Source organism: Caldivirga sp. (assembly GCF_023256255.1).
In the GTDB taxonomy this organism is placed as follows: domain Archaea; phylum Thermoproteota; class Thermoprotei; order Thermoproteales; family Thermocladiaceae; genus Caldivirga.
On record NZ_JAGDXD010000027.1, the window covers coordinates 36899 to 63521 of the forward strand.

At 41.0% G+C, this 26623-nt stretch carries 25 protein-coding genes; 14 read left to right on the forward strand and 11 right to left on the reverse strand.

Annotated features, from left to right (window positions below):
* Window positions 1–149: 149 nt before the first annotated feature.
* The 6 genes from Q0C29_RS03980 to Q0C29_RS04005 all read right to left on the reverse strand — a co-directional run bounded on the left by Q0C29_RS03980 (window position 150) and on the right by Q0C29_RS04005 (window position 6125).
* On the reverse strand, window positions 150–1811 hold the full coding sequence (locus Q0C29_RS03980) for a glycosyltransferase family 2 protein (RefSeq protein WP_291999365.1): 1662 nt from the start codon (window positions 1809–1811) through the stop codon (window positions 150–152).
* A gap of 48 nt (window positions 1812–1859) precedes the next feature.
* Entirely contained in the window at window positions 1860–2384 is a 525-nt protein-coding gene (locus tag Q0C29_RS03985) for a class I SAM-dependent methyltransferase (RefSeq protein WP_291999366.1), read from the reverse strand.
* Window positions 2385–2571: 187 nt separating this feature from the next.
* The gene (locus Q0C29_RS03990; protein WP_291999367.1) at window positions 2572–3636 is read right to left on the reverse strand and encodes an inositol-3-phosphate synthase; all 1065 of its coding nucleotides are present in this window, start codon (window positions 3634–3636) and stop codon (window positions 2572–2574) included.
* A 44-nt stretch (window positions 3637–3680) separates the two neighbouring features.
* On the reverse strand, window positions 3681–4772 hold the full coding sequence (locus tag Q0C29_RS03995; protein WP_291999368.1) for a Xaa-Pro peptidase family protein: 1092 nt from the start codon (window positions 4770–4772) through the stop codon (window positions 3681–3683).
* A gap of 49 nt (window positions 4773–4821) precedes the next feature.
* A complete protein-coding gene (locus Q0C29_RS04000; protein ID WP_291999369.1) occupies window positions 4822–5373 on the reverse strand; it encodes a hypothetical protein in 552 nt (183 codons plus the stop codon).
* Window positions 5373–6125 carry a hypothetical protein gene (locus Q0C29_RS04005; protein WP_291999370.1) on the reverse strand — a complete coding sequence of 251 codons (753 nt, stop codon included), beginning with the start codon at window positions 6123–6125 and terminating at the stop codon, window positions 5373–5375. Before Q0C29_RS04005 ends, Q0C29_RS04000 begins: the two co-directional genes overlap by 1 nt.
* A 251-nt stretch (window positions 6126–6376) precedes the next feature.
* Between Q0C29_RS04005 and udg the strand changes: the two genes are divergently transcribed.
* Both udg and Q0C29_RS04015 read left to right on the forward strand, forming a co-directional pair.
* Entirely contained in the window at window positions 6377–7015 is a 639-nt protein-coding gene (gene udg / locus Q0C29_RS04010; RefSeq protein ID WP_291999371.1) for a type-4 uracil-DNA glycosylase, read from the forward strand.
* A 49-nt stretch (window positions 7016–7064) separates the two neighbouring features.
* Complete coding sequence (locus Q0C29_RS04015; RefSeq protein WP_291999372.1) at window positions 7065–8837, forward strand: type II secretion system F family protein; 1773 nt, start codon at window positions 7065–7067, stop codon at window positions 8835–8837.
* On the opposite strand, the gene Q0C29_RS04020 is transcribed toward Q0C29_RS04015, so the two are convergent.
* The gene (locus tag Q0C29_RS04020; RefSeq protein WP_291999373.1) at window positions 8838–9374 is read right to left on the reverse strand and encodes a nicotinamide-nucleotide adenylyltransferase; all 537 of its coding nucleotides are present in this window, start codon (window positions 9372–9374) and stop codon (window positions 8838–8840) included. It lies immediately after the preceding gene.
* A gap of 57 nt (window positions 9375–9431) precedes the next feature.
* The gene (locus Q0C29_RS04025) at window positions 9432–10382 is read right to left on the reverse strand and encodes a thiamine-phosphate kinase (RefSeq protein WP_291999374.1); all 951 of its coding nucleotides are present in this window, start codon (window positions 10380–10382) and stop codon (window positions 9432–9434) included.
* Between the two features lie 160 nt (window positions 10383–10542).
* Between Q0C29_RS04025 and Q0C29_RS04030 the strand changes: the two genes are divergently transcribed.
* The 8 genes from Q0C29_RS04030 to Q0C29_RS04065 all read left to right on the forward strand — a co-directional run bounded on the left by Q0C29_RS04030 (window position 10543) and on the right by Q0C29_RS04065 (window position 18704).
* Complete coding sequence (locus Q0C29_RS04030; protein ID WP_291999451.1) at window positions 10543–10932, forward strand: 30S ribosomal protein S11; 390 nt, start codon at window positions 10543–10545, stop codon at window positions 10930–10932.
* A gap of 55 nt (window positions 10933–10987) precedes the next feature.
* Window positions 10988–11278 (forward strand): hypothetical protein, encoded by a 291-nt coding sequence (locus tag Q0C29_RS04035; RefSeq protein ID WP_291999375.1) that lies wholly within the window; start codon window positions 10988–10990, stop codon window positions 11276–11278.
* A 125-nt stretch (window positions 11279–11403) separates the two neighbouring features.
* Window positions 11404–12336, forward strand: coding sequence for a quinolinate synthase NadA (gene nadA / locus Q0C29_RS04040; protein WP_291999376.1), 933 nt, complete (start codon window positions 11404–11406; stop codon window positions 12334–12336).
* Entirely contained in the window at window positions 12333–13781 is a 1449-nt protein-coding gene (nadB, locus tag Q0C29_RS04045; RefSeq protein WP_291999377.1) for an L-aspartate oxidase, read from the forward strand. Before nadA ends, nadB begins: the two co-directional genes overlap by 4 nt.
* 411 nt (window positions 13782–14192) lie before the next feature.
* On the forward strand, window positions 14193–14756 hold the full coding sequence (locus Q0C29_RS04050) for a stage II sporulation protein M (RefSeq protein WP_291999378.1): 564 nt from the start codon (window positions 14193–14195) through the stop codon (window positions 14754–14756).
* Complete coding sequence (locus tag Q0C29_RS04055) at window positions 14749–15573, forward strand: hypothetical protein (protein WP_291999379.1); 825 nt, start codon at window positions 14749–14751, stop codon at window positions 15571–15573. The genes Q0C29_RS04050 and Q0C29_RS04055 overlap by 8 nt, the downstream gene beginning before the upstream one ends.
* Window positions 15549–16991: a hypothetical protein gene (locus tag Q0C29_RS04060; protein WP_291999380.1), complete on the forward strand. Its 1443-nt coding sequence runs from the start codon at window positions 15549–15551 to the stop codon at window positions 16989–16991. Before Q0C29_RS04055 ends, Q0C29_RS04060 begins: the two co-directional genes overlap by 25 nt.
* Before the next feature lie 99 nt (window positions 16992–17090).
* Complete coding sequence (locus tag Q0C29_RS04065) at window positions 17091–18704, forward strand: NAD(P)H-hydrate dehydratase (RefSeq protein ID WP_291999381.1); 1614 nt, start codon at window positions 17091–17093, stop codon at window positions 18702–18704.
* Window positions 18705–18719: 15 nt separating this feature from the next.
* Here Q0C29_RS04065 and Q0C29_RS04070 read toward each other — a convergent pair whose 3' ends face one another.
* Window positions 18720–19232 carry a hypothetical protein gene (locus Q0C29_RS04070; RefSeq protein WP_291999382.1) on the reverse strand — a complete coding sequence of 171 codons (513 nt, stop codon included), beginning with the start codon at window positions 19230–19232 and terminating at the stop codon, window positions 18720–18722.
* A 79-nt stretch (window positions 19233–19311) separates the two neighbouring features.
* Here Q0C29_RS04070 and Q0C29_RS04075 point away from each other — a divergent pair, with 79 nt between their 5' ends.
* Window positions 19312–21309, forward strand: coding sequence for a GH116 family glycosyl hydrolase (locus Q0C29_RS04075; RefSeq protein ID WP_291999383.1), 1998 nt, complete (start codon window positions 19312–19314; stop codon window positions 21307–21309).
* Here the strand turns inward: Q0C29_RS04075 and Q0C29_RS04080 are convergent.
* Window positions 21278–21931, reverse strand: coding sequence for a GntR family transcriptional regulator (locus Q0C29_RS04080; protein WP_291999384.1), 654 nt, complete (start codon window positions 21929–21931; stop codon window positions 21278–21280). The genes Q0C29_RS04075 and Q0C29_RS04080 overlap by 32 nt on opposite strands.
* Before the next feature lie 157 nt (window positions 21932–22088).
* On the opposite strand from Q0C29_RS04080, the gene Q0C29_RS04085 reads away from it, so the two are divergent.
* The 3 genes from Q0C29_RS04085 (at window position 22089) to Q0C29_RS04095 (ending at window position 25526) form a co-directional block, all read left to right on the forward strand.
* The gene (locus Q0C29_RS04085; protein WP_291999385.1) at window positions 22089–24374 is read left to right on the forward strand and encodes a hypothetical protein; all 2286 of its coding nucleotides are present in this window, start codon (window positions 22089–22091) and stop codon (window positions 24372–24374) included.
* Window positions 24375–24448: 74 nt separating this feature from the next.
* A complete protein-coding gene (locus tag Q0C29_RS04090; RefSeq protein ID WP_291999386.1) occupies window positions 24449–25006 on the forward strand; it encodes a helix-turn-helix domain-containing protein in 558 nt (185 codons plus the stop codon).
* 55 nt (window positions 25007–25061) lie between these two features.
* Window positions 25062–25526, forward strand: coding sequence for an AAA-associated domain-containing protein (locus tag Q0C29_RS04095; RefSeq protein ID WP_291999387.1), 465 nt, complete (start codon window positions 25062–25064; stop codon window positions 25524–25526).
* 117 nt (window positions 25527–25643) lie between these two features.
* Here Q0C29_RS04095 and Q0C29_RS04100 read toward each other — a convergent pair whose 3' ends face one another.
* Window positions 25644–26603 carry a hypothetical protein gene (locus Q0C29_RS04100; protein ID WP_291999388.1) on the reverse strand — a complete coding sequence of 320 codons (960 nt, stop codon included), beginning with the start codon at window positions 26601–26603 and terminating at the stop codon, window positions 25644–25646.
* Between the last annotated feature and the right edge of the window lie 20 nt (window positions 26604–26623).

Consider the following 26623-nt stretch of genomic DNA (forward strand, 5'->3'; position numbering starts at 1 on the left):
CTATGCAACCAATTACGCTAAGGCTACTATTTACTTAGGTAATTTCATTAATTAAGATCCAACGAGTTAATACGTAGGGAAACATTCCCAAGATTCTCCCTCAGCAATACATGTCCAAAGCAATAGGTAGTCTAATAATGTTACTTAGCTTAATGAATCGCTATAGTGCTGGATGAGCGGGTTAGACTACTTGGATTAATTGTACCAACCCTGTATCCCATTAATATTAGCATTGAGTTTACGAATACATATAATGATACTATTATGTGCCCCATCATTAGTAATACTGCTCCAACTGCTATTAGGGCAATTATTGATAAGCGTTCAATGAGGAATTTCTGCCTTAGCAATGCCTTTGATGCCTTTGGAGTGTATAACCACGGTAGATCACTTAATAGTGCCTTAGCTAAATATACCATTAGTGGAAACGCTAATGCATACATTGTTAACCCGCCAATGATAAGCGACTTAAATAAGTCCCAGTAACCATAATTCATCCTTCTCCCAACCATGATCATTAGGATCAATAATACTGCTCCAGCTACGTCAGTAAGTATTGAGAGTAACAGTATTGGTAATGGTGGTATTATAATGTTGAATACTTGCATTATAATCATCGTTATTATTGAAATAACACCCAAGTACACTAGCGGGTACTTAAGTAACCATAGGTAAGCGTCCACCTTATCAATAAGGCTCCTATTCCTTGACTTAATAATCTTCATATAGTACTTCTTAAGAGCCCATATATCATTAGATGCCCATCTTATAGTCTGGGATCTGAAGGCATTGTATGTACTCGGTATTTCAGTTAGGACTCTTTCATTCATTATCCCTATCTTACCACCCATTAACCATATTCTTAAGGCTATGTCAATGTCGTCAGACTTACAGTGACATAGTCCATTAATCCTATTAAAGAAATCCCTCCTGATTAAAAGGTTATTACCTATAATCATGTAAAACCCCCTCCTAAGCCTAGAGAATGCCCTACCAACTATCTGAATCTCACTAAGCACGTTAAACAGTATCATTAAGGGCCAACTGAAACCATTAGGTACCTTAGGTGTACCCAGGAATGGTGCTCCAACTGCATCATAACCCTCATTAAGGTAGCTTAAAGCAACCTTTAGGTAATTCCTAGGTAGGGATGTGTCCACATCAAGTATTAGTAAGACATCACCTCTCGCTAACTTGGCGGCATCATTAATGGCACCACCCTTATAACCAATTGGTTTACTCCTCCAGTTAACTATTGTCCGCAGTCCATAAAACCTACCTATTCTTTCAACTAAATCCTTGATCGCGTTAGCGGTGGCTTCATCATCATCAGTGGCTACTATTACTTCAAGCCTATCTCTAGGATAATCAAGACCTGTAATTCTCTTAACAGCATCCTCAATCGCATCAAGTCCTTCTCCCTTAACTGGTATTATTATTGAAACTAAGGGCAACCAATTCATATCTTTAACGGTGGTTGACTTCGCATTACTCATAATTCTTAATCTAGCGTATGCTGAATGTATCATTACCAGTAATTGAGCCAGTACAATAACCATGAATATTGCGTATACTATATATGTGATTAGTATAAATGGTACATAGCCTTTAGGCACAGGTTTAGTAGCCACACCTACTGTTGAATTTGATTGAGTGTAGTATGTGGCATTATTTAATACAACATTTATAGCGCTTACGTACTGGTCAAACCTTAATTCAACATTTTCAATTATTTTGCTGGCATTAAATTCAATAATTCTACTTATATTACTAAGCAGTATTTGGCTTTGTGTAGTAGTATTAGCAATCATTAGTAGGTTTTGCGTTTAAAGGTTTAATAAACATTTCTATATTAGTAACTAGAGCTCAGGCGCCTTAAGAATTATACCATAGTGGTACTGGCTTATTCTACTAACTTGAAGGGGCTTAAACTCCTTAAAGGCGTTAACGTAATCCTCCTCACTTAGTCTAATTTCCAGGGGTGGACCTATAGGTGTCTTCTCCTTAACCCAATCAACAATAATCACTTTACCACTAGGTTTAATCACCCTCTTAATCTCACCAACTACAGATTCCTTATTAGCCATATCGTGGAATGAGAAGGCCAGGAGAACTACATCAACAGAATGATCAGGTATTGACAATGAATCAGCGTTCTCATTTAGGAAAACTACATTACTTAACTTAATGCTTCTTCTAGCCTCATTGATAGCATCCTCACTACTATCCACACAGTAAACTAATGATGCAATAGGAGCTATTATACTGGTGAATCTGCCTGTTCCACATCCAATATCAGCAACAACGCTACTTGCTTCAATATTTCCCTTAATGAAGTCCACTATTGTTGACACCACTGCACCACCATGCATGCCACGTTTCATTAATTGAACGTGCTAATTATGATTTTTAAGCGTTAGCTTACTAGTGATTAACCTGGTTGTAATATTACTTCAAGCCTTATCCCTTCTAAGGGTAGGGGTGGTAACATGAGTTAAGGCTGATTTATTTCCTGCTTTTAACCAGAAATGATTAATACTCATTATCGTCTTATAATGATGGTGTATTAAATTAATTATCCCTCTTACCTTCAATGAACTCTACTAACCAGTTGTACGCTTCATCAGGTGGTGCATGCATTGGTGGATTCTTGAATGCCCAAGCAGCAACGCTGTAAATTGGGCCTGCAACCCCCCTATCTAGGGCTACTTTCATTAACCTTAATACGTCCACCATGACCCCTGCATTGTTCCATGGATCATGTACCTCAAGGCTAACCTCAATCTTAACGGGTACACCAGCAAAACCCTGTGCCTCTATAAACATGTGCGCCCTCTTCCTTCCTCCCAGGAAGCCAACATGAGCCACTGGCGTTATGTACGCATCGAAGTCCTGTTCCTTAACCATCTTTTTAACTGCAGCAGTCTTAGTCTTCTCCTTCTGTCCCTTTCTATAGTTCAGGTTTAGGAAATCTGGTGTACCACCAACGTTAAGTTGATACGTGCCCACTACCTTTAACCCCCTTAATGATAGTAGGTGCATTATTGTTTTATGAAGCACAGTGGCCCCTAATTGATTTTGAATGTCATCCCCAAGCAGTGGTAGGCCAGCCTTAGTGAATTTAGCCTGCCATTGCTCTGCAGTAGCTATTTGAGAGGGCATTGCATTCACGAATCCTACTCCAGCCCTTAATGCAGCTTCAGCATAGGCTTCCGATGCCTTCTGCGCCCCCGTAGGTAAGTAATTGACTAGAATTTCCGAATTGGTGGATTCCAATTCCTTAACAACATCATCAATCTTAGCCTCAACTACCGGTATGTATGATCCAGCAAGCTCGGGGGCTATTCCATCAAGTAATGGCCCTGGTTTAACAATTACTCCCGTCTTGTCTACATCAATGATCTTTAATGCATTGTTGGGTGGAGTGAATATTGCTTCAGCTAAGTCCTTACCAACCTTCCTAGCATCAACATCGAAGGCAGCGGTGAACCTAATGTCACTAATGCTGTACCCGTTAATCTCCTTAAAGGTTACGCCGGTTGTATCATTGCTTAACTTATAGTACTGAACACCTTGAACTAGAGCTGAGGCGCAATTACCCACACCCGCTATTGACACCTTTATATTACTCCTCATTAATATGCTATATTAACAGCCGTTAATAAACTTTGCCTTAATGGTTAAACGTAGGCGTACTCATCCCTAGTTAACACCTCAGCGCCGCTCTCAGTAACCAGAACCATGTTCTCAACCCTAACTCCACCCACATCCTTAATGTAAATACCGGGTTCAATAGTAATTACATTACCCTCCCTTAATGCATCATTACTGTTAGGCCCAATAGATGGTCTTTCATGAACCTCAACACCTACTCCATGGCCAAGACTATGTATGAAACCCCAGGCAAAACCATACTCAGCAATAACCCCCCTAGCTGCAGCGTCAACATCACTTGCCTTAACCCCTGGCTTAACAATGCTTATAGCCTTCCTTGAAGCTTCAACAACGGCATTATAGGCATCCTTTAGCTTACCCTCAAGTGACCCAGTCACCAGAGTCCTTGTTAAGTCGGAGCAGTACAGCCTGTACCGTGCACCTATGTCAATTACCACAGTTTCATTAACACCAATGCGTCTATCACTATGCATATGATGGGGCTTAGCTCCATTTGGACCTGAACCAACTATTGGGTTAAAGGCAACTTCATCCCCACCATGACTTATTAACCCATGATATATGTATGCAGCCAAGTCCCGTTCCCTCATTCCAACAATTCTCATGTTGTATAATTCCTTCAATACCTTAAGGGTTATATTAATGGCGCCTTTGATTAATTCAACCTCATCAGGGGTTTTAACAGCCCTAATTTCAAGAATATCAGTTGAGGCGTCAATTAGCTTAGCGTTAGCCGCATCTAAGGCTTTCCTAATGAATTGCCTACTTGAATCGTCAATTAATACGCTTGTGCCTGGCTTAATCCATGAGGTGATTACCTTGGTTAATTCATCAGAGCCCCAAATTACATTCCCCTCTATGGGTAATTTATAGCCTGAGTAGGCCACTACGTCAGCCTTATCATTAACTAATTCCCTAGCCCTCTCCCAGTCGAGCAGTGGGGCGATAACTTTAATGGTTGAATCATCCACGTAGGCTAATACCCCATCCTCGTAGCCAAGTAGGTAACCCATGTTACTTGGGTTAGTTAAAATTAACGCTGCAGCCCCCTTATTCTTAATGATGGACCTTACCCTACTTAACTTATCTTCAATCATACTTACATGGTTAACTCAGCGTTTTTAATATTTAATCCTTTAACTGCGCTCAGCTCTTTAGCAACAGTGAGTATGCTTGAAGTGCCTTAGTAAGTAGGTTAAGGTCCCTCTTAAGCCTATTGTAGGTTTCCTCGCTTATTTGTCCACTGGCCCTAGCCTCCTCAAGGTTCTTAACCAAGTTCTCCACAGTGTCCTGGGATACTGTTGATACGTCTATTGACCTTATCCAATGGTTCATTAGGCCATTTTCCAATTCATTCAACAATTCCTTGGCTTCATCGTACATTTTACTCAATTCGCTCATGGCATTGTTTAACTCATTAATTAACTTATTGTATGAATCCTCATCAATTAACCCAATCTCCCTCTTAACCTCAGCTTCCTCTATCTGTTTCCGTAAGCCCTCTATCCCATTCCTAAGTTGATTAACCCTTGACTCAATGAGGGGGTATTCACTGTCCCATTCCCTCTTAAGGTCATTAACCGCGTTCCTGTAGCTAACCCAAGCCTCATCAAGCCTCTTAACCCCATCCCTATAGTGATTGAACCTCTCCTCAAGAACTTTAATGAGCTCCCTATAGACGTTTACGTACTCCTCCATTACTGGCCACCTATTACGGCTAATTGAGCCTTAATCTTCTCGTAAACCTCCTTACTTACCTTACCAGTCCTATAGAGTTCCTCAAGCTTAGCCAGTGATAACTTAACCTTAGCAGCCTCAGTGCTCTCTGATAGAACCCTCTTGTAGTGTGTTAGTATTGACTCCTGGATCTTATTAAACATCTCCTTCATTTCACTGAGCTGCTGGGAAACATTACTAAGTCTCTTATCAACATAGTCCCTAGCCTTACTGTACGATTCCTCATCAATAATACCCGCACTTCTCCTATACTCAAGCTCCTTAATGGATTCCTCAAGGTTCGCCTTAATACCCTCAAGGGAGGCTATGTACTGCATTATCAAGTGCTCATTCTTATCCAGCTCACTTTTGGCAGTATTAGCCTTATCCTCATAATCCTTCCAAGTCTCATCAAGCGCCTTAACCCTTCCCTGCATTGAATCAAGTATGCTCCTCAACTTATTGACAGCCTCATCCTCAGGCTCACTAATGGCTGTCCTCACTGGCACTTGCTGGGTAACAGTAACTATTGGCTTAACCTCAGTTGTAACCTGCTGAGTCTGTGCCACTGCCTGGGTTTCCTGCCCCTTCTGCCTTCTTACGTAATTAATGTATAATGGGCATGATGGGAAATCCATGAAACAGTACCAAGCCTCAGGGTTAACGGTACGGTCAACTGCGCCGCAAATATAGCCTCCCTCGGTTTTTTTAAGCAATGGGCAAACGTTCCTCATCAGACTTAAATAGATACCTTATGCTTATAAAAATTATGCTTAAGAATAATTCAATTAAAAGCCATTAAATAGAGCTTGGGCCTGATGAATTAATTCACTGTAGAAATCATAACCTACTTGATTCACCTAAGAGGGGGTACCGTTAGCACCTAGTTAAGTGTACTAGCAGGTCAAAGTACTTAGCATTAGTAGAGATGTCTTTAACCCTTAAATAGGAGGAAGGGAAGTAGGCCTTAGGTTTTGTGGTGGTTATGAGCAGTAGTGATGATTCGCAATGTAAGGGGAGTGATTGTGAGCTTGCCAGGATTAGCGCTGAGGTTAATAACTGTAGGAAGTGTCCATTATACTTAAGTAGGAAGAAGACAGTGCCTGGTGAAGGTAACCCGAAGGCTGAAGTCATGTTAATTGGGGAAGCACCAGGTAGGGTTGAGGATGAGACGGGTAGGCCTTTTGTGGGTGCTGCTGGTAAATTGCTTGATGAGTTACTTCGTGAGATTGGTGTAAATAGGGGTGATTTATACATAACTAATGTTGTTAAGTGTAGGCCGCCTAATAATAGGGATCCAACTGAGGAGGAGATTAACTCCTGTAAGCCTTACTTAATTAGGCAAATTGCTGCAGTGAAGCCTAAGAAGATAATAACATTGGGTAGGCATAGTACAAGAGTAATACTTAACCTTGGGGGCTTAGGCTTCAGTGAGTTAACTAAGGTTAGAGGTAAGGTGTTTAGGGTTAATGTTGCGGGTGTTAATGTTGAAGTTTACCCAACCTATCACCCAGCAGCTGCATTATATAATCCACCAGTGAGGAGCGTAATTAAGGAAGATTTAGCTAGGGCTCTCAGTATTAATAAAGGTGGCTCCAGCATCTTGGATTACCTTAATGGTTAATGAACAGTATGATGCATAAAATATATAAACAAATACTAGAATAATACTGGTGGACTTAGACGAGTTATCATTGGTTGTCACCGGGCCATTAGTCAAGTGGTACGTTAAGAGGCATGGTGGGTATCTTGAGAGAGTGCTAAAGAACGCTAAAGTGTATATGCTGCCTGAAAGGTTCATGGCAAGGGTCTTTTTCGCGTCAATAATTACAGCAGTCTTCTCAGTACCCATTGGATCATACTTAACCTACACCAGCGTTGAGTCAATCATGGGTGCATTGAGCTTCACGGTAAGGTCCATAATTATTCTTAGCATAGGCCTAGTATTGATTGCCCTCCCCTTCATAGTCTATGCCATGATGATGGCCTTACCTAAGATGCAGCTCTCCGACCTGCAGTACAGGGTTGACTCAGAGTTACCGTTCTTCGCAGCCTACTTGGCAATGATTTCCCAATCAGGGTTAAGCGTCACGTCAGCTATAGAAAGGTTAGCTAACATTAGGTTACTTGAGGCTATAGGTAAGATAGCTAGGGAGATTGTTGTGAAGAATAAAGCAATAGGCATGGATCCGTTAACGGCCTTAACAGAAACAGCGTTAAGTACCCCTAGTCACCTGTTTCAAAACTTAATAATGGGTTACGTAACCAATGTTAGGACTGGGGGAGACATACTTCATTACCTTGAAATTAGGCTTAATGAAATAGTTAACGACACTCTTGATAGAATTAGGAGGGGTGCAGAGTTACTATCAACATTAATGGAATCATACATTGGGGCTGGGGTCATACTACTAATAGGCCTTAATGTACTTTACCTAGCCCAGGCAATAACACCAACAGGTAACTCAGTGAGCGCACTCCAACAGGCAGTTAGCAATAATCTACTCTTCGGGCTACTTGTTATTCCGGCAATATCAGTGGCGTTCATATACCTTGGTGAGGTTTCAATATACAGGGTCCCATACACTGACATTAGGCCCTACATAGCGGTTGGTTTATCATCAATAGTAGCCATGATAGCCCTCCTAATGGGTTATGGCACAGTGTTCCATGGTGACTTAGGTTACTCAATAAACGTAGGTCCAGTAAGCCTGGACTTCGCAACCTACATGGCCATAGTCCTAGTGATAGCGTACACCCCTGCTGCACTATACGCCGAGAGGGTTATAGCCGAGAGGCGTAGTCTTGAGAAGGCATTCTCAGACTTTCTAAGGGACTTCACTGAATTGCGTAAAAGTGGGTTTACACCTGAGAAGATTATAAGTACACTGGCTGACACTAGGGATTACGGTGCCTTATCTAAGTACCTTAGGGACATTAGTAAACAGATTAGATATGGTATACCAATTAGGGTTGTCTTATCGGAGTTCATGAATAAGACAAGGTCCTACTACGCTAGGGTTTTCGCATGGCTACTACTGGAGTCTATAGAGTATGGTGGAGCAACCCCTGAGACTTTGGAATCATTAGCCTCATTCTCATCATTAATGATTAGAATTAATGATGACTTAATCGCAAGACTTAAGCCTCTTAGGTTTGTTCCTTACATAGGGGCAATGATACTTACATTAACTTTAGTAATAATGGTGTTCACTGTAGTTAACTTATCTAGTGTCTTACTACACATCCCTCAATACTACGTTAACTATGTAATCGGCAGTTTCGCCTTAACAACAGTAGTTGACTCATTTATAATGGGTCTGGTTGCAGGTAAGCTGGGTGAGGGGGAGTTGTCAGCTGGCTTTAAGCATGCGATAGCCATAACGGCAATAGTCCTTATGATATACTTAGCGTCACCCTTAATATCAAGGATGTTCGTAATATGACTACCACTTATGGGGTTCAGCTTCACCACTAATTATTACTCTAAGTCTCTCAACGCCCTTAACTTCATCTATTATCCTAGCCACTGAGCTTGGTACAAGCTCCCTCCAGGTTGGGTCCCCTTTAATCATCATTTCCCTAATCCTACTTGACACGTACCTTTCCCTATCGAAGATGGGCTGCTGCCTAACCTCAACTCCACCCTCCTTAAGCAGCATGGCTACGAATGGGTTACCCGTATAGGCTACTTGGAAGGGGGGTAGGTAGGATTTAATGTAACTTAACCAAGCCGCATTGTTCTCAATATTAGGTACCGGGACTATCATGACCCTACTAAGGTCAACACCCACCTCCCTTAACCCCTCCCTAAGCATCCATATCCTCTCCCCCACTGTGAAGGGATCCTTATCAATGTAGTTGAATTGGGCCGATCCTAAAACAATTATGACTTCATCAACCTCCTCCAGGATAGCCTTAATGGCCCAAATATGCCCCCAGTGCGGTGGCTGAAATCTACCTATGAATAGGCCCCTCACCATGACTGTATCACTATTCATTACTTATTTAAGCTTTCCTTAACTAAACAATCCCAGGGGTTAGTAGGTTGGCTTACTGAAGTAAACCCACCCCTTGTACTGAAGTTCCCTTGAATTAAAGTAAACCCCATTGCCTTCTTCAACATTCGCGAAATCTACAAAGCCTATTGCCTTGAAGTAATTTAGGCACTCCGGCTTCACTGCAAGTACAGGCAAGTACTCTTCACCACCATTGAAGGTCACCTCCTCTGGGCTTAGGCCGTATTTGCGGCAGGTTAATTCAACATCGTTATTAATCGGCAGTGAGTAAACCTTTATCTTAACCCCCTTACCCATCTCATACAGTACTCTCCCTAATCCATCACTTGAATCCATTGACGCATTAATGCAGTTAATCCTATTAATTAATTCGTCACTGGGTATCCAGGGTTTCGGCCTCCTGGTTAATTCGATTCCTTTAGCTACAACTGGATCATTAATGTAGCTACCCAATAAGCCACTATACCAGAGCTTGAAGATTAACCCTGTGAAGCCGAATTCAGGTATGGTGACTAATACGTCACCCAACTGAGGTACCCTACCTATGGGTTTGTTTGCAATTCCAAGTAGTGCTACGTCTAATACGTCGTCATCGCCCTCATTTAAGTCACCACCAATGTAGGCGGCTCCAATAGTCTTAGCCGCATCCTTAATGCCCTTTACTAATTCCCTCAACTCGAACTCACTATGATTTCCCCTAAGGGTTAATGATGAAACAAGGGCTATTGGCTTAGCGAACTTAACAAAGATGTCTGAGGCGGCTCCAATGGTCATTCTCCAGCCTACATCATAGTAAGTCATGAAGTCGGTCTTTGTTCTAGATAATGAACCACCATCAATCTTAAGTGCAAGTAAGCCTACATTAGGTAACTCAACGTAGGAAACATCATTATCAACATTAGGGTACTTTAACCCAATCAGAGACTGCATTATACTAATCAACTTATCTTCACCAAGCTCCTTAAGCATCATGGTTGCTTGTGGAAAATATCTTTATAAATACTTAGGGGATGCGGTTATTGTGTCCACTGAAGCATCATCCAATGAACAAGAGGTTACACAACCACCCCAGGGAGAGGGACAGGAGCAGCCTCAGCAAGCCGCATCTCAAACTCAACAAGTAGTACCGCAGTTGAGGAAGCTTAGGTGGGGTATTGCGTATATTTACGCAAGCTCCAACAACACTATGATAATTATAACGGATTTAACCGGAGGTGAGACTGTGGCTAGGGTTAGTGGTGGGCAGGTTGTTAAGGCTGATAGGGATAAACCAAGCCCATACGCGGCAATGATGGCTGCCTATAAGGCTGCCCAAATAGCAATGGCTAGGGGTATTAATGCTGTCCACGTTAAGGTTAGGGGACCTGGAGGATATGGGCTTAAGGTTCCAGGGCCAGGTGCCGTTGCGGCTATTAGGGCATTGGCTAGGGCAGGTATGATAATTGGTAGAATTGAGGATGTTACACCAATACCCCATGATACCATTAGGCCACCTGGAGGCAGGAGGGGTAGGAGAGTTTAATTTAGTTTTAGGGTTGAAAAATCTTTATATATTAACCCTAACCGCTTCCTACTATATGACTGTAAACGACTTATTGTGGATGATTAATATAATACTGGTAGTGATTCAAACAATCCTAGTGGCCTTCATTCTAAGGGAATACTTAGATGCAGGCTTTACACCAATTGGTAAACTACTTATTTCAGCAGCTTTCCTATTCCTTGTCCAAAGCATGATACTCCTATCATCATACTACTACTGGTGGGTAATGAGGAATACTGATTACCACGTGGCATTTCCACTCCTCATATCAACCCTGCTAAGCCTAATTGGATTATTCATGCTTTATAGGATAAGCAGGCTATGAGACCTTTCCAACATTAAGTGAATATGTGTTGAATCTGCACGCCTGCGTTAATCGCGAATCATTAGTTTACCATGCGGCTTTGCATATTAAGGGATATATTAGATGTAGCATGTAAGTTAAAATTAATGAGCAATGATTTAATGACTGAGATACGTAGGCTTAAGCATGAAAGAAACGCAATCATACTTGGTCACAATTACATGGATTACGATGTACAGTTAATGGCGGACTTCACAGGTGATTCATATGACCTAGCTTTAAAGGCCATGGAGACTAAGGCAGATATCATAGTGTTTGCTGGTGTTAGGTTCATGGCAGAACAAGCAAAGGCGTTGAATTACGATAAGGTAGTCCTATCACCAGACCCAACTGCCGGATGCTCAATAGCAGACTCATTAGATGCGAAAACTCTAAAGGCATATAAGGAATCTTACCCTGAAGCCCCCGTAGTGCTTTATGTAAATACTAACGTAGAGGTTAAGGCTCTTGCGGATTACATAGTTACATCATCTACCGCTGTTAAGGTTATTAAGAAATTAAAGGAAAGTACAGTGCTCTTTGGACCAGACTCCAACCTAGCTGATTATGTAGCATCCTTAACAGGGAAAAGAATCATCAAGGTACCACTAAACGGTAAGTGTATTGTGCATGGAAACTACACTACAAAGCTCATGGATGATGCCAGGGTTAAGTATCCAAGGGCTAAGGTAATGGTTCACCCTGAGGCTCCATTAAATGTGCTTAAACTTGCTGATTTCGTAGGATCCACAAACCAGATGATTGAGTATGCTAAGAATAGTAATTATGATGAGTTTGTTGTTGGTACAGAGATAGGTATGATAAATGCATTGAAGTTGAAGGTTCCAGGGAAGACCTTTCACCCAATAACCACAGAGCCGTACGCCAGATGTCCATTCATGTCCATGATAACGCTGGATAAGGTATACAGATCCCTGAGAGACCTTGTCCATAGAGTCGAGATACCTAAATCCACGGCAAACGCCGTTAAGGATGCTTTCGAAAGAACTAGGAGGCTCATTGAAGGTGGTGTAGCTTGATATACATAATTGGTGATGGAATAGCAGGACTTACTGCAGCAATATCGCTAAAGCTACATGGTTACGACACTGTGGTAATAACGAAGGATGTTTATGGAGGCTCAAGCTACGTATCCAAGGGTGGTATTGCAGCTGCATTGTCCAGTGATGATTCACCTGAGCTACATGCTGAAGATACTGTGCGTGTTGGTGATGGTCTTTGCGATGTTAATGCCGTTAATTACTTCGTTAAGGAGGCGTCCTACGCCATTGACACGTTAGTTAAGTGGGGCTTCAGGTTTGATGAGGATCTTAGGCTTGAGGGTGGTCATTCAAGAAGGAGGATCCACCATAAGACTGATGAGACAGGCAGAGAATTAACGAGCTTCCTACTTAAGAAGGCTGTAGATCTGGGAATAAGTATCGTTAAGGATAGGGTTTTATCACTGATTGTTAAGGATGGTAAATTAAGGAGCTTCATAACTGAGAGTAGAGGCTTAGTAGGCGACACCGATGCATTAGTACTAGCCACTGGTGGTTACGCTTACCTATGGCAATATTCATCAAACCCACCTACAAACATGGGTGATGGCATAGCCATGGCTTTTAGGGCTGGTGCCTTAGTTTCTGACTTAGAGTTCGTGCAGTTTCATCCAACGGTAACCATGATTAATGGCGAAACCATGCTTCTCTCAGAAACATTAAGGGGTGAGGGTGCAATACTCATTGATAATAATGGTGTTAGATTCACGTTTAATTACCATAAGGATGGAGAATTAGCACCACGTGATGTGTTGGCGAGAGCCGTATACACAGAGATCATGAAGGGACGTAAGGTGTATATGGTGTTTAGTAATATCAAGGACTTCGAGAGAAAGTTCCCTGGCGTTAATAAATTCCTCAGGAGACATGGCTTGAACATTAATAGTAAAATCCCAGTCTTCCCAGGCGCCCATTTCACAATTGGTGGTATTAGGACTAACGTGAAGGGTGAGACAAACATAGTGAATCTTTACGCCATTGGTGAGGTTTCAGACACAGGATTTCATGGTGCTAATAGGCTAGCCAGTAATTCATTACTTGAGGCACTAGTAATGGGGATTAACCTGCCGAATTACGTGAATGAACCCTGGGAAGGACCTTCAACATCTGATGGTAAGTTAATTAATTTAAAGATTCCCGATGGATCCTCATCATTAAGCATTGATGAGATTAGGAGGATTAATTGGGAATTAATTGGTATAGTTAGGCATGGGGAAGGTTTACAAAGAGCAATGAGAATGTACGCATATCATGATATGCATTCAGGCACTGAAGAGAGTAATGCCATTCTTTTATCATACCTAACAGCATTATCTGCATTAATCAGGGAGGAATCCCGTGGAGTGCATTATAGGGATGATTATCCTAGTAGGGATAGTAGATGGGAAAATAAGAGAATATACCTTAGTCTAGCTCCTCACTAATCCTAAGGGTGAATCCTTTTTCATAATGATAGAAATTCTTTTATGTTTAGTTACGTTTAATATCCCTAGTTGAATCTATGAGTTTCATCCCCTATAAACACACTGATATCTTATCTACATGATTTCCAAGATCCACTCTTATAGGGTTATGAGGGGTCAGTGGAGACCATAATGAAGCCGAGGACAGCAACCAATAATTAAAAACTACTCCTAGCTGAATGGTAAATACAGCTTCATCATTAAGCATGTTACCATTTATCTTCAAGGGAATGATTAAGGTAAATACTGATGCCTTGAGGGATTACATAACAGTGGGGTGTAAAGGGTAATGAATGTGTTAACCTATTATCATAATTGGGAGCCTTCTATATGTGAAAAAGAAACAAAAACCCTGAATTAAGGGGTTATCTAGTGGTAGCTGTTAAGGCAAGAATCTTAACTAGGAGGATCTTAGTATATTACTTAGTAACCTTTCTTCTATTGGCTATGGGTGAAGTTATTGGTTACCTACTATCATTGGGGGGTATTCAAGTATTGAGTAAGAGTGAGCTGCAGGAACTTGAGAGCATAGCGCAGCATCCATCATACATGGTAATATTCATTCATAATCTCAGCCTTAATTTAATAATGAACATACCATTCATAGGCCCATTAATGTATGTTATTTTAATTGGATTCACAGGTGTTGCGCTTGGTTATATAGTAGTCAGTAGTATTGGCGTCAGCGTACTATATTTAATCTTAGCCTATGTTTCATCAGCCATACTACCGCATGGGCTATTGGAATTATTCTCATACTCATTATCAGTTTACAACTCTGTCAACATTTCAATAGATGTAGTTAAGCGGAGACCCTTAGGTACAGCCTTTATTTACTGGGTACTTAGGTTACTTCTATCAGTTTTAATACTCTTCATAGCGGCTTACGTAGAGTACGTGGAATTAACTACTGTAGGTGCAGTTATTCATGCGTAATACTAGGCTTAAGCTTAAGGCTATTCATGTAGTTTTAAGGGCGTTTACACTAAGGTACTTACTGTTCTCAATAGCTTCATCGCTAGCTTTAATATCAATAATAATAGCCCACTATGCGGTTGCCTATAATCAGCAATATAATGGTAGCATAGTTAAAGTATCGGTAGATTATGGTGTACTTACGGTGAGCAACGTTAAAGTATCATTTTATATTATAAACACAGCCTACGCCAGCATTTATGGGTTCAATGCTAAGGATAATGACTGTGTAACACTTAGCGAGCTACCGGGGAATTTAAGTACCCAGTTGATGCGTATGTTAAACTGCACCTTGATTAAAGAATATTCATATGGTTACCCCATCGCAATTAAATTCACTAATTCAAGTGGTATTAGTAATGGAACCTTAATAATACCTCAGGATCCTGTAGCTTACTTCACGGCTAGACTATTCAGTGAGTTATCTAGCTACACGCTGCTCATTTACATAATATTCACTGCAATTACAGCATTATCATCAATTTACATCTCATTAAATTACCTCGACTACTTAACAGACGCCTTCAAGCGGCTTAGGTTAATGATTGGTAATGATGCTGTTGCCGCAATAGTGTATTCACTATTACTCATCACAGTATCATATATAATCATCGCCATCATTGAGTATACCTTAGTTAGGCTTCTTTTAAGCACTGAGAGAGTTATTAATGTTAATCTCAGTGATCCAATGATAGCGTTCACTGAGCCATTAATAACCATCCTACTACCAATGTTAACAGTGTTGGTGATTTCATGGAGAAGAAGCTCATGGTCCTAATGCTTAGGAGGGTAATGGGCCATGTAGTCTCAGCAGCGTTCCTCATCGGGTTATTAACATATGGCCTAGCACTATTAGCGTCATTAACCTACACTGGATTAACGTTAATAGGTATTCCATTCAACATGCATGCAATAACAAGCAGAGGCTCATTAATGCCGTTCACCGGTATAGTACCCTTAAGTATCTCATACGCATTGAATCAAGTAGGAGTTAGGAATATTCCAATAGTGGTTGCCTTAGCCCTACTTGATTATAAGCACGTTGTCATGGTCTTAGGCTTCAGTAACATAACTGGGTCAGCCTGTTATGCAGGTTCAATAGTGGGTGTTAGGCCTGGGCTTCATTTGTTAACAAGCTACATCAGGAAAGTTACAGTACCAGTATTAGTAATTGTTAAGGGTAATGAACCATACTTAGTATGCAGTATGAATCTCACTGAGGCATTATCAAACGCCGGTTATGGTTCAGTAACAATGATACTCATACCTAGTAAATACTGGGGGAGGGCTTTATGGTTCATTAGGCATGGTATTAACGTAACCATAGTGAATAAGCTTAATCAAAGCGTTGACATTCAGTACAGTTACCTAGGGTTAAGTTACTTAGTTAATTACGGTTTGTTAAAACCAGGGGTTAGTGAAATTAACTTACCATTGAATTATTACATAGTATACGCCATAATTAATGAGACCCCAGTGCCAGTGGGTGAAGTACCTAAGGACCTTAACATTACTGTGAAGCCGCTGCTAAAGCCAATAACACTATTGAAGTCCACTACATGCATGCTCACCATAAATGCCCCTCAGGGTTCGAATGTAGTTGTATCGAATAATCGAGGTATGTCAATTATCCTTAATGCTGAGGAGCAATTAAACCTAACCTTACCCTGTGGTTCATACTTGTTAACCGCTTATAAGGGGGGAGAGTACTCAACCATTACCATTAACTTAACTAAACCAGTGGTGGTTAACTTAACCTTAACATCATTTTCAGGTGAAGTAACCGGCATTGAGAGTAATTATGCGGAGTACGCTAGGGCGTATTTCAGGGGGATTACTGCAGTTTATGTTAGCTTCATAGTTATTGCCATAGTGGCGGTGGGGCTTACTTTAGCGGGTTTACTGGGGTTAGCGTCTATGGTTAGGATGATTGCTTGGGCTACATCACCTATCCTTACATCATTATCATACTTAGCGAGTATTGGTTACATGAGGCGCGTTGAGCTCATTTTCATGGCTTTAATGCTCCTAATAATGAGTACAATAGCATCCTTTACATTCATAATCATAAATAATGTCCATGTAATATTAATAGTAAGGCAGCCTCTAGCAATTAATCCAGGCATCATAATTGTTGTCGCAGGTGTAGTAATAATGGGTGTGTGGTTAATGCTTCGTGAAGCGATAGAAGCATAGGCCCTAATGATATGGATTAACCTGCGTATTAATTCCTTCAAATTATTGACCACTATCAGTGCGATACTGTAATATACCTAAGCTGTGGGCTTAATTAACATGAGTAGTGAGGCAATATCAGTTCTAGAGATGCGGGTTCTGGATGCTAACACCACGTATCTAGGTATTGATAGTAGGATACTAATGGAGAACGCCGGTAGGGGGGTTGCGCAGGTTGTTTCATCAAGGTGGCCGAATGCAACTAAGATACTTGTTGTCGCTGGGTTAGGTAATAATGGTGGGGATGGTATTGTGTCCGCCAGGTACCTTTACAATTGGGGTAAGGACGTGGTAATTGTATTACTGGGTAGGGTAAGTGACATGAAGGAGGAGCCTGCTGCAACTAACTTGAAGATATGCCTAAACTTATTAGGATGCAGAATAATGGAGGCTAGGGATGAATTAGAGTTACTGGCCTACCAGGATTACTTCATTAAGTGGGCTGATGTTATTATTGATGCCATCCTAGGCATTGGTGTTAAGGGTAGGATTAGGCAACCTGCCTCAGCGGCGATAGACCTAATAAACATGTCGAAGGCGCCTAAGGTTGCTGTTGACATACCTTCAGGTCTGGATCCTGACACAGGTGATGTTACTGATAAGGCTGTTAAGGCTGACTTAACGGTAACAATGCATAAGGCTAAGCGTGGGCTCATAGTTGATAAGGCTAAGCCATACGTTGGTGAATTAGTGGTAGTGGACATAGGGATCCCGAGGGAAGCAGAGTTAATAGTGGGGCCTGGGGACTTGAATTATCTAACGTACGCTAGGAGGCTTGACTCTAAGAAGGGGGACTTTGGTAGAATAGCCATAATAGGAGGTTCAAGGGATTACACTGGCGCAATAGCGCTAACGGCACTGGCCTCATTAGTCACAGGAGCTGACTTACCAATAGTCTACGCACCTCATGATGTTGCGCATGATATTAGGTCACAAACACCAAACCTAATAGCTGTGCCACTTGAGGGTGATTTTTTAAGTAAGGATAATGTTGGACCTGTACTTAGGGGGATTGAGAGGGCTAACGTAGTTGCCATAGGTCCTGGTTTAGGCCTTGAAAGGGTGACAATGGAGGCGGTCTACATGATACTTGATACAGCTGTTAAGTTAGGGAAGAGGATTGTTATTGATGCTGATGCAATAAAGGCTATTGGAATTGGGAAAAGGCTTAACCTACTTAAGTCAGGTGTAGTATTGACCCCACACGCTGGAGAGTTAAAGGAATTACTGGGTATTGATGTACCTAAACTTAACCCAGTTGAAACTGGGCAGTGGCTTAAGGAACAGGTCTCCAAATGCTGCCCAGGCAGTGTAATTCTCCTTAAGGGTAATACAGACATTATAAGTGATGGTTCTAGGTTTAAATTAAACATGACTGGTAATCCAGGTATGACCGTTGGTGGAACAGGTGATGTGCTAACAGGTGTTTTAGCAACAATACTTCATAGGGTTAATGACCCCCTTGAAGCTGCTGCCATAGCCGCATTCATAACTGGTGTTGCAGGTGACTTAGCAGCATTAGAGCTAGGTTACCACCTAACTCCAATGGATGTGGTTACTAGGATACCTAAGGCATTTTCCATCTTCATAAACACTAAGGGAGTAGTGGAGGAGGCTTTACATAAACCACTGAGGGAATTCCTGGTTAAGCATCAGTTAATTAAGCAGGAGTAGATAATAATGCGGCTATTAACTCCCTGATAAGAGCCCTATTAACGCCTTCCTTAAGCTCTCATTGTTAATATACGTATTGGTTAAAGCTTCATCGTATTTACCATCGATAAAAACCATGTTGTTTTCCAACGCCACATTAAACCAACCAACACCTAAGGGTTCCTTAGGCATTACCTTAAGTAGATTCTCATATATCCTCCTGGTAACCCGTAGGGTTACTATGTCCATTAAGTTTAGGTTAACCTTAGCCATGTATTGGCCTGGATTATATATGGGAATCAGTATGTAATCCTTAAAACCGAACTTTAAACCATTTTCAAGATCACTTATAGCATCATTAATCCACTTAATATCATTATTTATTATGTCCCTAATGTCCTGGTAAGGTATAGGCTTCAATTCACCATTACCTACACCGTTTGTCTTAAATGACTTAATTAAACCAACCTTAGCCAACGCATCCACTCTACCTATCAAGTAAGCTTCAATCCAAAGATCCTTCCTAATCCTGTAGAATGGCAGCAGCATTACTTAAATGAATTAGTAGCCGGCTTAAATGCGTTATTCAAATGTTACGCATAAAATCCAGTATCCAGAAGGGTATTTTATGATAATAAGCGGTAGAAACCTCAATAGTGGACTACCCTTAGGTGGAATCGGTGCTGGCGCTATTGAATTCTTCCCAGACCTTACAATAGGTAATGTAACCATAATGAACAATTGGTTAAACCCCATTAAGGTAATTAGAGGATTCCACATAGTCTTACTGGGTGAGGAGCCGCTCTTCCTTCAATCTAACCCAGGTAAGAATGTTGAGGTTAAGCCGCAGTATAGGCATGTTGATAATATTGAGGTTGAGGCACAGTACCCAAGAATTAAGTATAAGTTCGCTAATTTACCCATAAGTGAAATAGAATTTTATACACCCATAATTAAGGGTGATGTTAAGAACTCATCATTACCATTAATAATAGTTAGGGTTAAGGGCAATGGTACTATTGCATTCTCATTCCCAAACATAGTAGGTAGTAGGAGGTGGGGTCGTGCAAATTACTCAATAACAGGTAAGGTTAATGGCGTTTTATTTAGGAATCTAAAATCACTACAGAGTGATCCAGCCTATGGTGAAGTCTTCATTGGCTGTGAAGGGTGCTTCACGTACTCAGGGTACTCCTACTGGGTGCCCACTAGGGGCGGTATGACAGAGGATATTTCAATATTCAGTAAACTAGGCAAATTAAATGATGAAGGTAGGTACTTTATAAGGCCATATGCCAGGGAGGAGATTGCTGGGGTAGTGTGGAAGAGGGTTGAGGATGAGGCCTTATTTTTCATTACTTGGTTCTTTAATTCAAGGCCATACCATTACCCATACGGCCACTACTATGAGAATTTCTTTAATTCAGCTATTGAGGTGGCTGAGTACGCCTTAGAGAATAATAGTTCATTGAAGCCTCTTAGCGTGAATACTGATGATTGGTTAAGGGATGCCGTCCTAAATAGCCTATACGTATTGACTTCATCAACCTGGTTAACTAAGGATGGTAGGTTAGCGGTTTACGAGTCACTATCCATAGCACCATTAATGAGCACTATAGGATCAATGACATGGGATGGGTTATCCTTTGCGTTACTTGACCTCTACCCGGACTTAACGGTTAAAATGGATGAACTACTAGGGTTCTACACGCGTAATGGTGAAGTTCCCCATGACTTTGGGGAAGAGAGCCTCGAGGATCCAATATACGGTGCCTCATACTTGTACCCGTGGAATGACTTAGGCAGCACATGGGTGCTCATGATTTATAGGGATTACTTAATTACAGGTAATGTTGAGGTTTTGAAGAGGAATTTCAATAGAATGCGGGAGGTTATTGATTGGCTTATAAGTAGGGATTATGATGGTGACTGCATACCTGATTCAAGAGGTGGATTTGATAATTCCTACGATGGTACAAACATGTATGGTGCATCATCATACATTGCTTCCCTATTCCTATGCTCACTCCAGGCATTAATTAAATCAGCTGAGGTACTTGGAGTAAGACTCAGTGATAAGTATGAGTTATGCCTAAGTAAAGGTAAGGATACGTTGAATTCACTGTGGAATGGCCACTACTTCGTAGCGTGGAGATCAAGTAGGGAGGGTAGTGAATCATGTATGAACAGTCAACTCCTCGGCCAATTCTGGTGTGATTTTCTTAAGCTACCAGCATTAGTTGATGACGATAAGATTAATGGAGCCTTAAGGTCAATATATGAGCTTAACCATAGGTCATCACCACATTGCCTCCCCAATTCAGTTAAGCCTAATGGGGAAATCGACTCATCATCAGGTCAAATGAGGTCCTGTTGGCCTAGGGTAAGCTTCGTGGTTGCAGCCCACATGGTGCTTAGGGGAATGGTTAATGAGGGCCTTGAGATCGCTAAAAAGGAGTGGAGTACAATCTCAAGGCTGGAGCCATGGAATCAGAGCTCAAGGATAGATGCTATTGAAGGTAGGAATGTAGGCCTAGACCACTACATAGGTAGCGCCTCCCCATACATACTGTACTTAGTTATTAGGGATTTCACTAAAAGTAATAAGGTAGGACACTACTCTTAACGTACTCTAGGACATTCTGTTCATGATTAAACATCTTCGTGAAGGCAGCCTCAATATTCCTTGATTTTATAGCATCATAAACATCCCCATGCTCCTTAGCCTCCTCCAGTCTCCTACTGTAACTTGTGAATATGTTGACCCTAACTATCTTAAGCTTAAGCCTAATCTGCTTAAGTGTAGAGGCTATGAACTTATTGCCGCTTGCCTCAGCCACAAGTTCATGAAATTCACCGTTTAATTCAGCCAGCCTAACAGGGCTAGGATTAGGTTGCATAACCTCAGCCTTAATCATATCAATCAAGTTGCCCATCTTAACCAATTGATTATCCGTAGCCCTAATGGCGGCTAATCTAGCGGCCATTGCCTCAAGCGGTATCCTCTCCTCATAAAGCTGCACCACATCATCCTTAGTTATTGGTGTAACAACGTAGCTCCTCCCATCCTTAACCACAAACCCCTCCCTCTCAAGCCTAGCTAAAGCTTCCCTAACAGGTGTTCTACTGGCCCCAAGCATTGATGCAATCCTATCTTCCCTTAAGGCCTCCCCTGGCCTGAACTTACCTTGGATTATGGCGTTGAGCAACTCTTCATACACCCTATTAACCAGTAACTTAGGCTCCATATGTACATTAGTATACTACTCCAGTGTTTATAAGTTTAATTTAAAATAAGAAAGCACATAGTTTTTTAACCGTATCTAGATTTAAGCCATTAGCTAATAATGTACATACATTTGAATATTAGAAAGGTTTTTAAAGGTTTCCGATATCGGCATCTCTATGAACAGTAAACTAGCTATAGTTACACTAATGGTAACTACACTACTACTGATAACTAACGTGGCCAATGCACTGATGGTTACAGGCCAAGTAAGTACGCTTGCTGCACCAGGCCAGAATGCAGTGCCATTAGTAATATCAATCATTAACAATGGTGAAAGCCCATTACTCAATGTAACGATTAAGCCAATTTTCAGCTTCCCCTTTGGACCATATAACTACTTCAATAGTTCATACAAAGTGACAATACCAGTGATACCACCCGGTTCAAGCATCAACATCACTGAGCTGATTAATGTTAATCCAAGCGCCAGTAATGGCATTTACCAACTTAAGGTAAACGTAACATACATTGAGTTAACTGAAGTATTAATGAATAGAAGCATGGTGATTATACCGCGAAACGCCAGCAGCACCTTCAACATAACCATACCAGTATTAGGTTATGTTAAGTTTAATCCAGGCTTACCAACATGGGGTTCGGTTAATAGTCCCATTGAAGCTACACCGGGGATAGGTGTCTTGCCTTTAGTTATACCTATACTAAACTCTGGTAATGTTATGGCATCTAATGTCTCTGCCACAATAATCATAGGTGATGGCCTATTGCCAATAATTAATAAGAGTTACATAGGCTACGTACCCCCTGGAACACCTGCCTACGCAGTTTTCCTAATTAATGTAACAAACAAGGCTCCAGTGGGTGTAATTAATGGGAAGGTAATTCTACACTACTTCTCCAATACGACACAGGTAATTACAGTTAACATACCCGTAGTAGGTGAACCAAGGCTTATTACCCAAGGAGCTGGTTGGGGTTCACCAAGCAGTCCAATTGCAGTAGGCCCTGGCTACGGTATTGTTCCATTATTCGTAACCATAGTTAACTCTGGTACGGCTAATGCAATGAATATTAACGCTACTATATCATTACCAAGCGGCTTCACCCCACTGGTCAACTTCACGACAATAGGTGGTGCACCAATAGGTGTACCTGTCTACGCGGTGTTTATCGTTAACGTATCTAATGTGCATCCAGGCACTTACTACGCTAACTTAACGTTAACGTACAATAATGGGCTCACCTCAACACTAAGGGTTCCTATTGTTGTATCTGGGGAACCAAGACTAATAACTGAGGGTACCGTATGGGGTTCACCAAGCAATCCCCTTACTGTTGGCCCAGGATATGGTGCAGTCCCGTTAACATTCATACTAATTAATTCCGGCACTGCCCCTGCAATGAATGTTAAGGCCAACGTGTCATTACCGGTAGGATTCATACCATTAACCAGCAATGTAACAATAGGTAACTTACCAATGGGTACTCCTATCTATGTAACCTTCATGGTTAATGTAACTAATGTTAAGGCTGGAACCTACTACGCAAATTTAACGTTAACATATAGTGGTGGTTCATTAACAATTAAGAGGATACCCATTGTTGTTACTGGAGTCCCCAACGTAATTATTGAATCCTACTACACTAATCCACCTAACCTATTTCCAGGTTACCCAGAATCACTTCTAACCATTTACTTAGGTAATTCAGGCACGGCTATAGCTAGGAACGTTAAGGTTACACTCATTGGTGATAAGTACATTAGCGTGGTTAACCCATCAAATGGCGTCATCAACATTGGTAATTTACCAATTGGTGAACCTATACCGGTGAATTTCATTCTATCTACGGCTAATGGCATATACAGTACCGTTCAGGCGAATTTAACATTAATAATTAACGGTACGGGCTTCAATAAGACTTACGTAATACCATTAATTATTAAACCTAAGGCTAACCTAGTGATAGCTAACGTAACTGATGACTTAAGTGTGGGTGATAGTAATGTGCCGCTTTACATTACAATAATTAACAATGGTAACGTAACAGCCAAGAACATTGAGGTTATTTTAAATGGCCAGGGAGTAATAGAGCCACATGTAAGTAGCAGTAACCCACTTAGCGCATTAACAGCAGGCACATTATTCATAGGTGATTTAAAACCAGGGCAGGAGAAGCAAGTTGTCTTCATGGTGGATGTGCAGAATGGTATAGATCCAGGGAATTACAAGGTTACATTAACGCTATTATGGAATCAAACCGGTTCATTAATACCGATGGTTCAGAACGATGAGTTTACAATTCACGTTAACCCATCATTATCTCAACAGTTCGTTAGCCTGCTGATACCCAATAAGGTTTCCTCAATGCTATTTTATATTGTGCTGGTGCTTGTGATAGTTCTCCTAGTATTATTGGCAAGAAGCCACAGTGTAACTCAATAATAATATAAGGGTATTTCGTGTTTTTTAAACGATAAATTATTATTACTCTGAATCATAACTATAGGTGTATAGTCATGAGTAAGTTAACTAAGACTGAGTTAGCGGTGGGGGACCTGTACTATAGGCAGGGATTGAAGCCTAGGGAAATTGCTCAAAGGCTAGGTATATCAATAAACACTGTGTATAAGGCGTTATCAAAGTACAGGGCTTATTCAAGGGATAACATAGGTGATGGTGAGAAGCCACAGGAATCTATGGTTAAAACCAGTGAAGCAAACACGCAGCAACCGTTAGGTGCTGCGACAATTAACTTGAGCTTCACAGTGAGCATTAACCAAGCCCCATCAGCAGGCTACCTGGAGCTCAGTAGTGTGAATGAGACCCTTAATTCACTAATGAGGGAGATTAAGCTCATTAAGGATGATTACGCGCAATTGATTAACGCTATAATGGACTTGAAGAAGCTCATTAGTAGCGTTAATACTTCCAACTGCAGTAATGCGTATGACGGTGAATTTAATAATCAACGTGATTTAAACTTACCAAGCTTCGTTAAGGATAACGTGTGGGTGGATATTATTAGGAGTAAAGAGGGGGGAAGGTCTATGTTTATTTCTGCGAAAGGTTCATAAATAAAGCCAGTACAGTTAAACTTATAGATAACTTATGGGGCAAAGAAGCCTAATAATGCCGCTAGACTCAAGGCTGACAGATGTAATAGGGTTAATAGACACTATACTTAATGATTTTGGGGGAAAGGCGGACATTTACGCTGTAGCCCAGCATATGGACGCTGACCTAGACGACATCATACCTAATCTGAATGCCGCAATATACCTAGGATTCCTAAAGGTAATTAACGGTGATGTGGTAGTTACTGAACTTGGTGTTAAATTTCTTAATTCCAAAATACCTGAACGTAGGAGAATGCTACGTGAATTAATATCCAGTATTGAACCCTTTAAGACTGCCATAGAAATAGGAAAGGATGAACCCTTCCCACTTGAGAAGCTGATAATGGCCTTAGTTAACAAAGGGTATAGTGAATTTAAGGCACCTGGAATAAGAGACCTCTTAACAATACTACTATCGGAATGGGGAGCTTACGCTGGTTTAATAAAGAAGAGGGGGGATGAGTATATAATAACGTAGAATAATTAATGAACCCACTGATTGCTGATGAAACGAACAGTAAACCCTACTTTTAAGGTTGGAGACAGGAGTCTTAACCCTCAACTAGTCAACCCAGTATCAGAATGAGGAAACCCATTACTGTAAATATAATCCGCGTCTCCTTAACACTGATGCAACCTTATTATCCCATGGTGTTAACCCAAGCCAGATTAATAAATTACCCAACGTATTTAAGTCAACTGCTCTTAGTGTGCTTAATTCCCTGTGGAGTCTATTAATCTTATCAGCCTTAGATTGATTAGATATCACGGCATCCTCAAGATTATAGTTACTGAACTTAACCATTAGCAGTATTGACACTAGCTTGTTTATCCTCTCAGGAACCCCAGTTAACACACCTCTTAGGGTTAACTTAACCCTAGGTACGTTAAGTTCACTTAATCCTAGACTTTTATATAATTCATAGGTTTCACCCTTCCTAATTACTTCACTATCACTTATACCACCGATTATGAATGCATCAGTTGATTTAATAATGTCTTCAGTTAACTCAACATCACCATATGGGTCAAGCATTACTGCTGATTTCAAGTAATTTGACGGTATACTCCCCAGGAATCTTGTGGCAGTATTAATATTACCAGTGAATTTACGGAGTAAATTCATGAACTCATCATCAACGCCAGCTATGGTTAAGTTACCATCCCAAAGGTACCTCCTTAACTCTCTAAGAGTCTGCATTAACTGTATTATTAAGCTCCTTAGTTCATTCTCAGTATGTCTTCTCCAAAAGGATACATCAATTATGAACTGTGGGTATTCAGGCATTACGGCATTATGTTTAATTACTTCACCGCATTTATAATCAATGAAGCAGTCAGTCTCATAAGTGCCTAGTGAACTTAGTATTGGTAAGTCATCAATGCTTACTAAAACTTCTCCCCTCCTAGAGCCTTTACACACGTTCAACTTGCCTAGCAATACCTGCACAGCAACCTCATTAAAACCACCATACCTACTCAGTAGCCTACTACCTACATAGATGCTATTGCAGATTCCACGTAGTGAACGCATTAATGCAGTTAGTGCATACATTCGTGAGGGCAATTGAATAA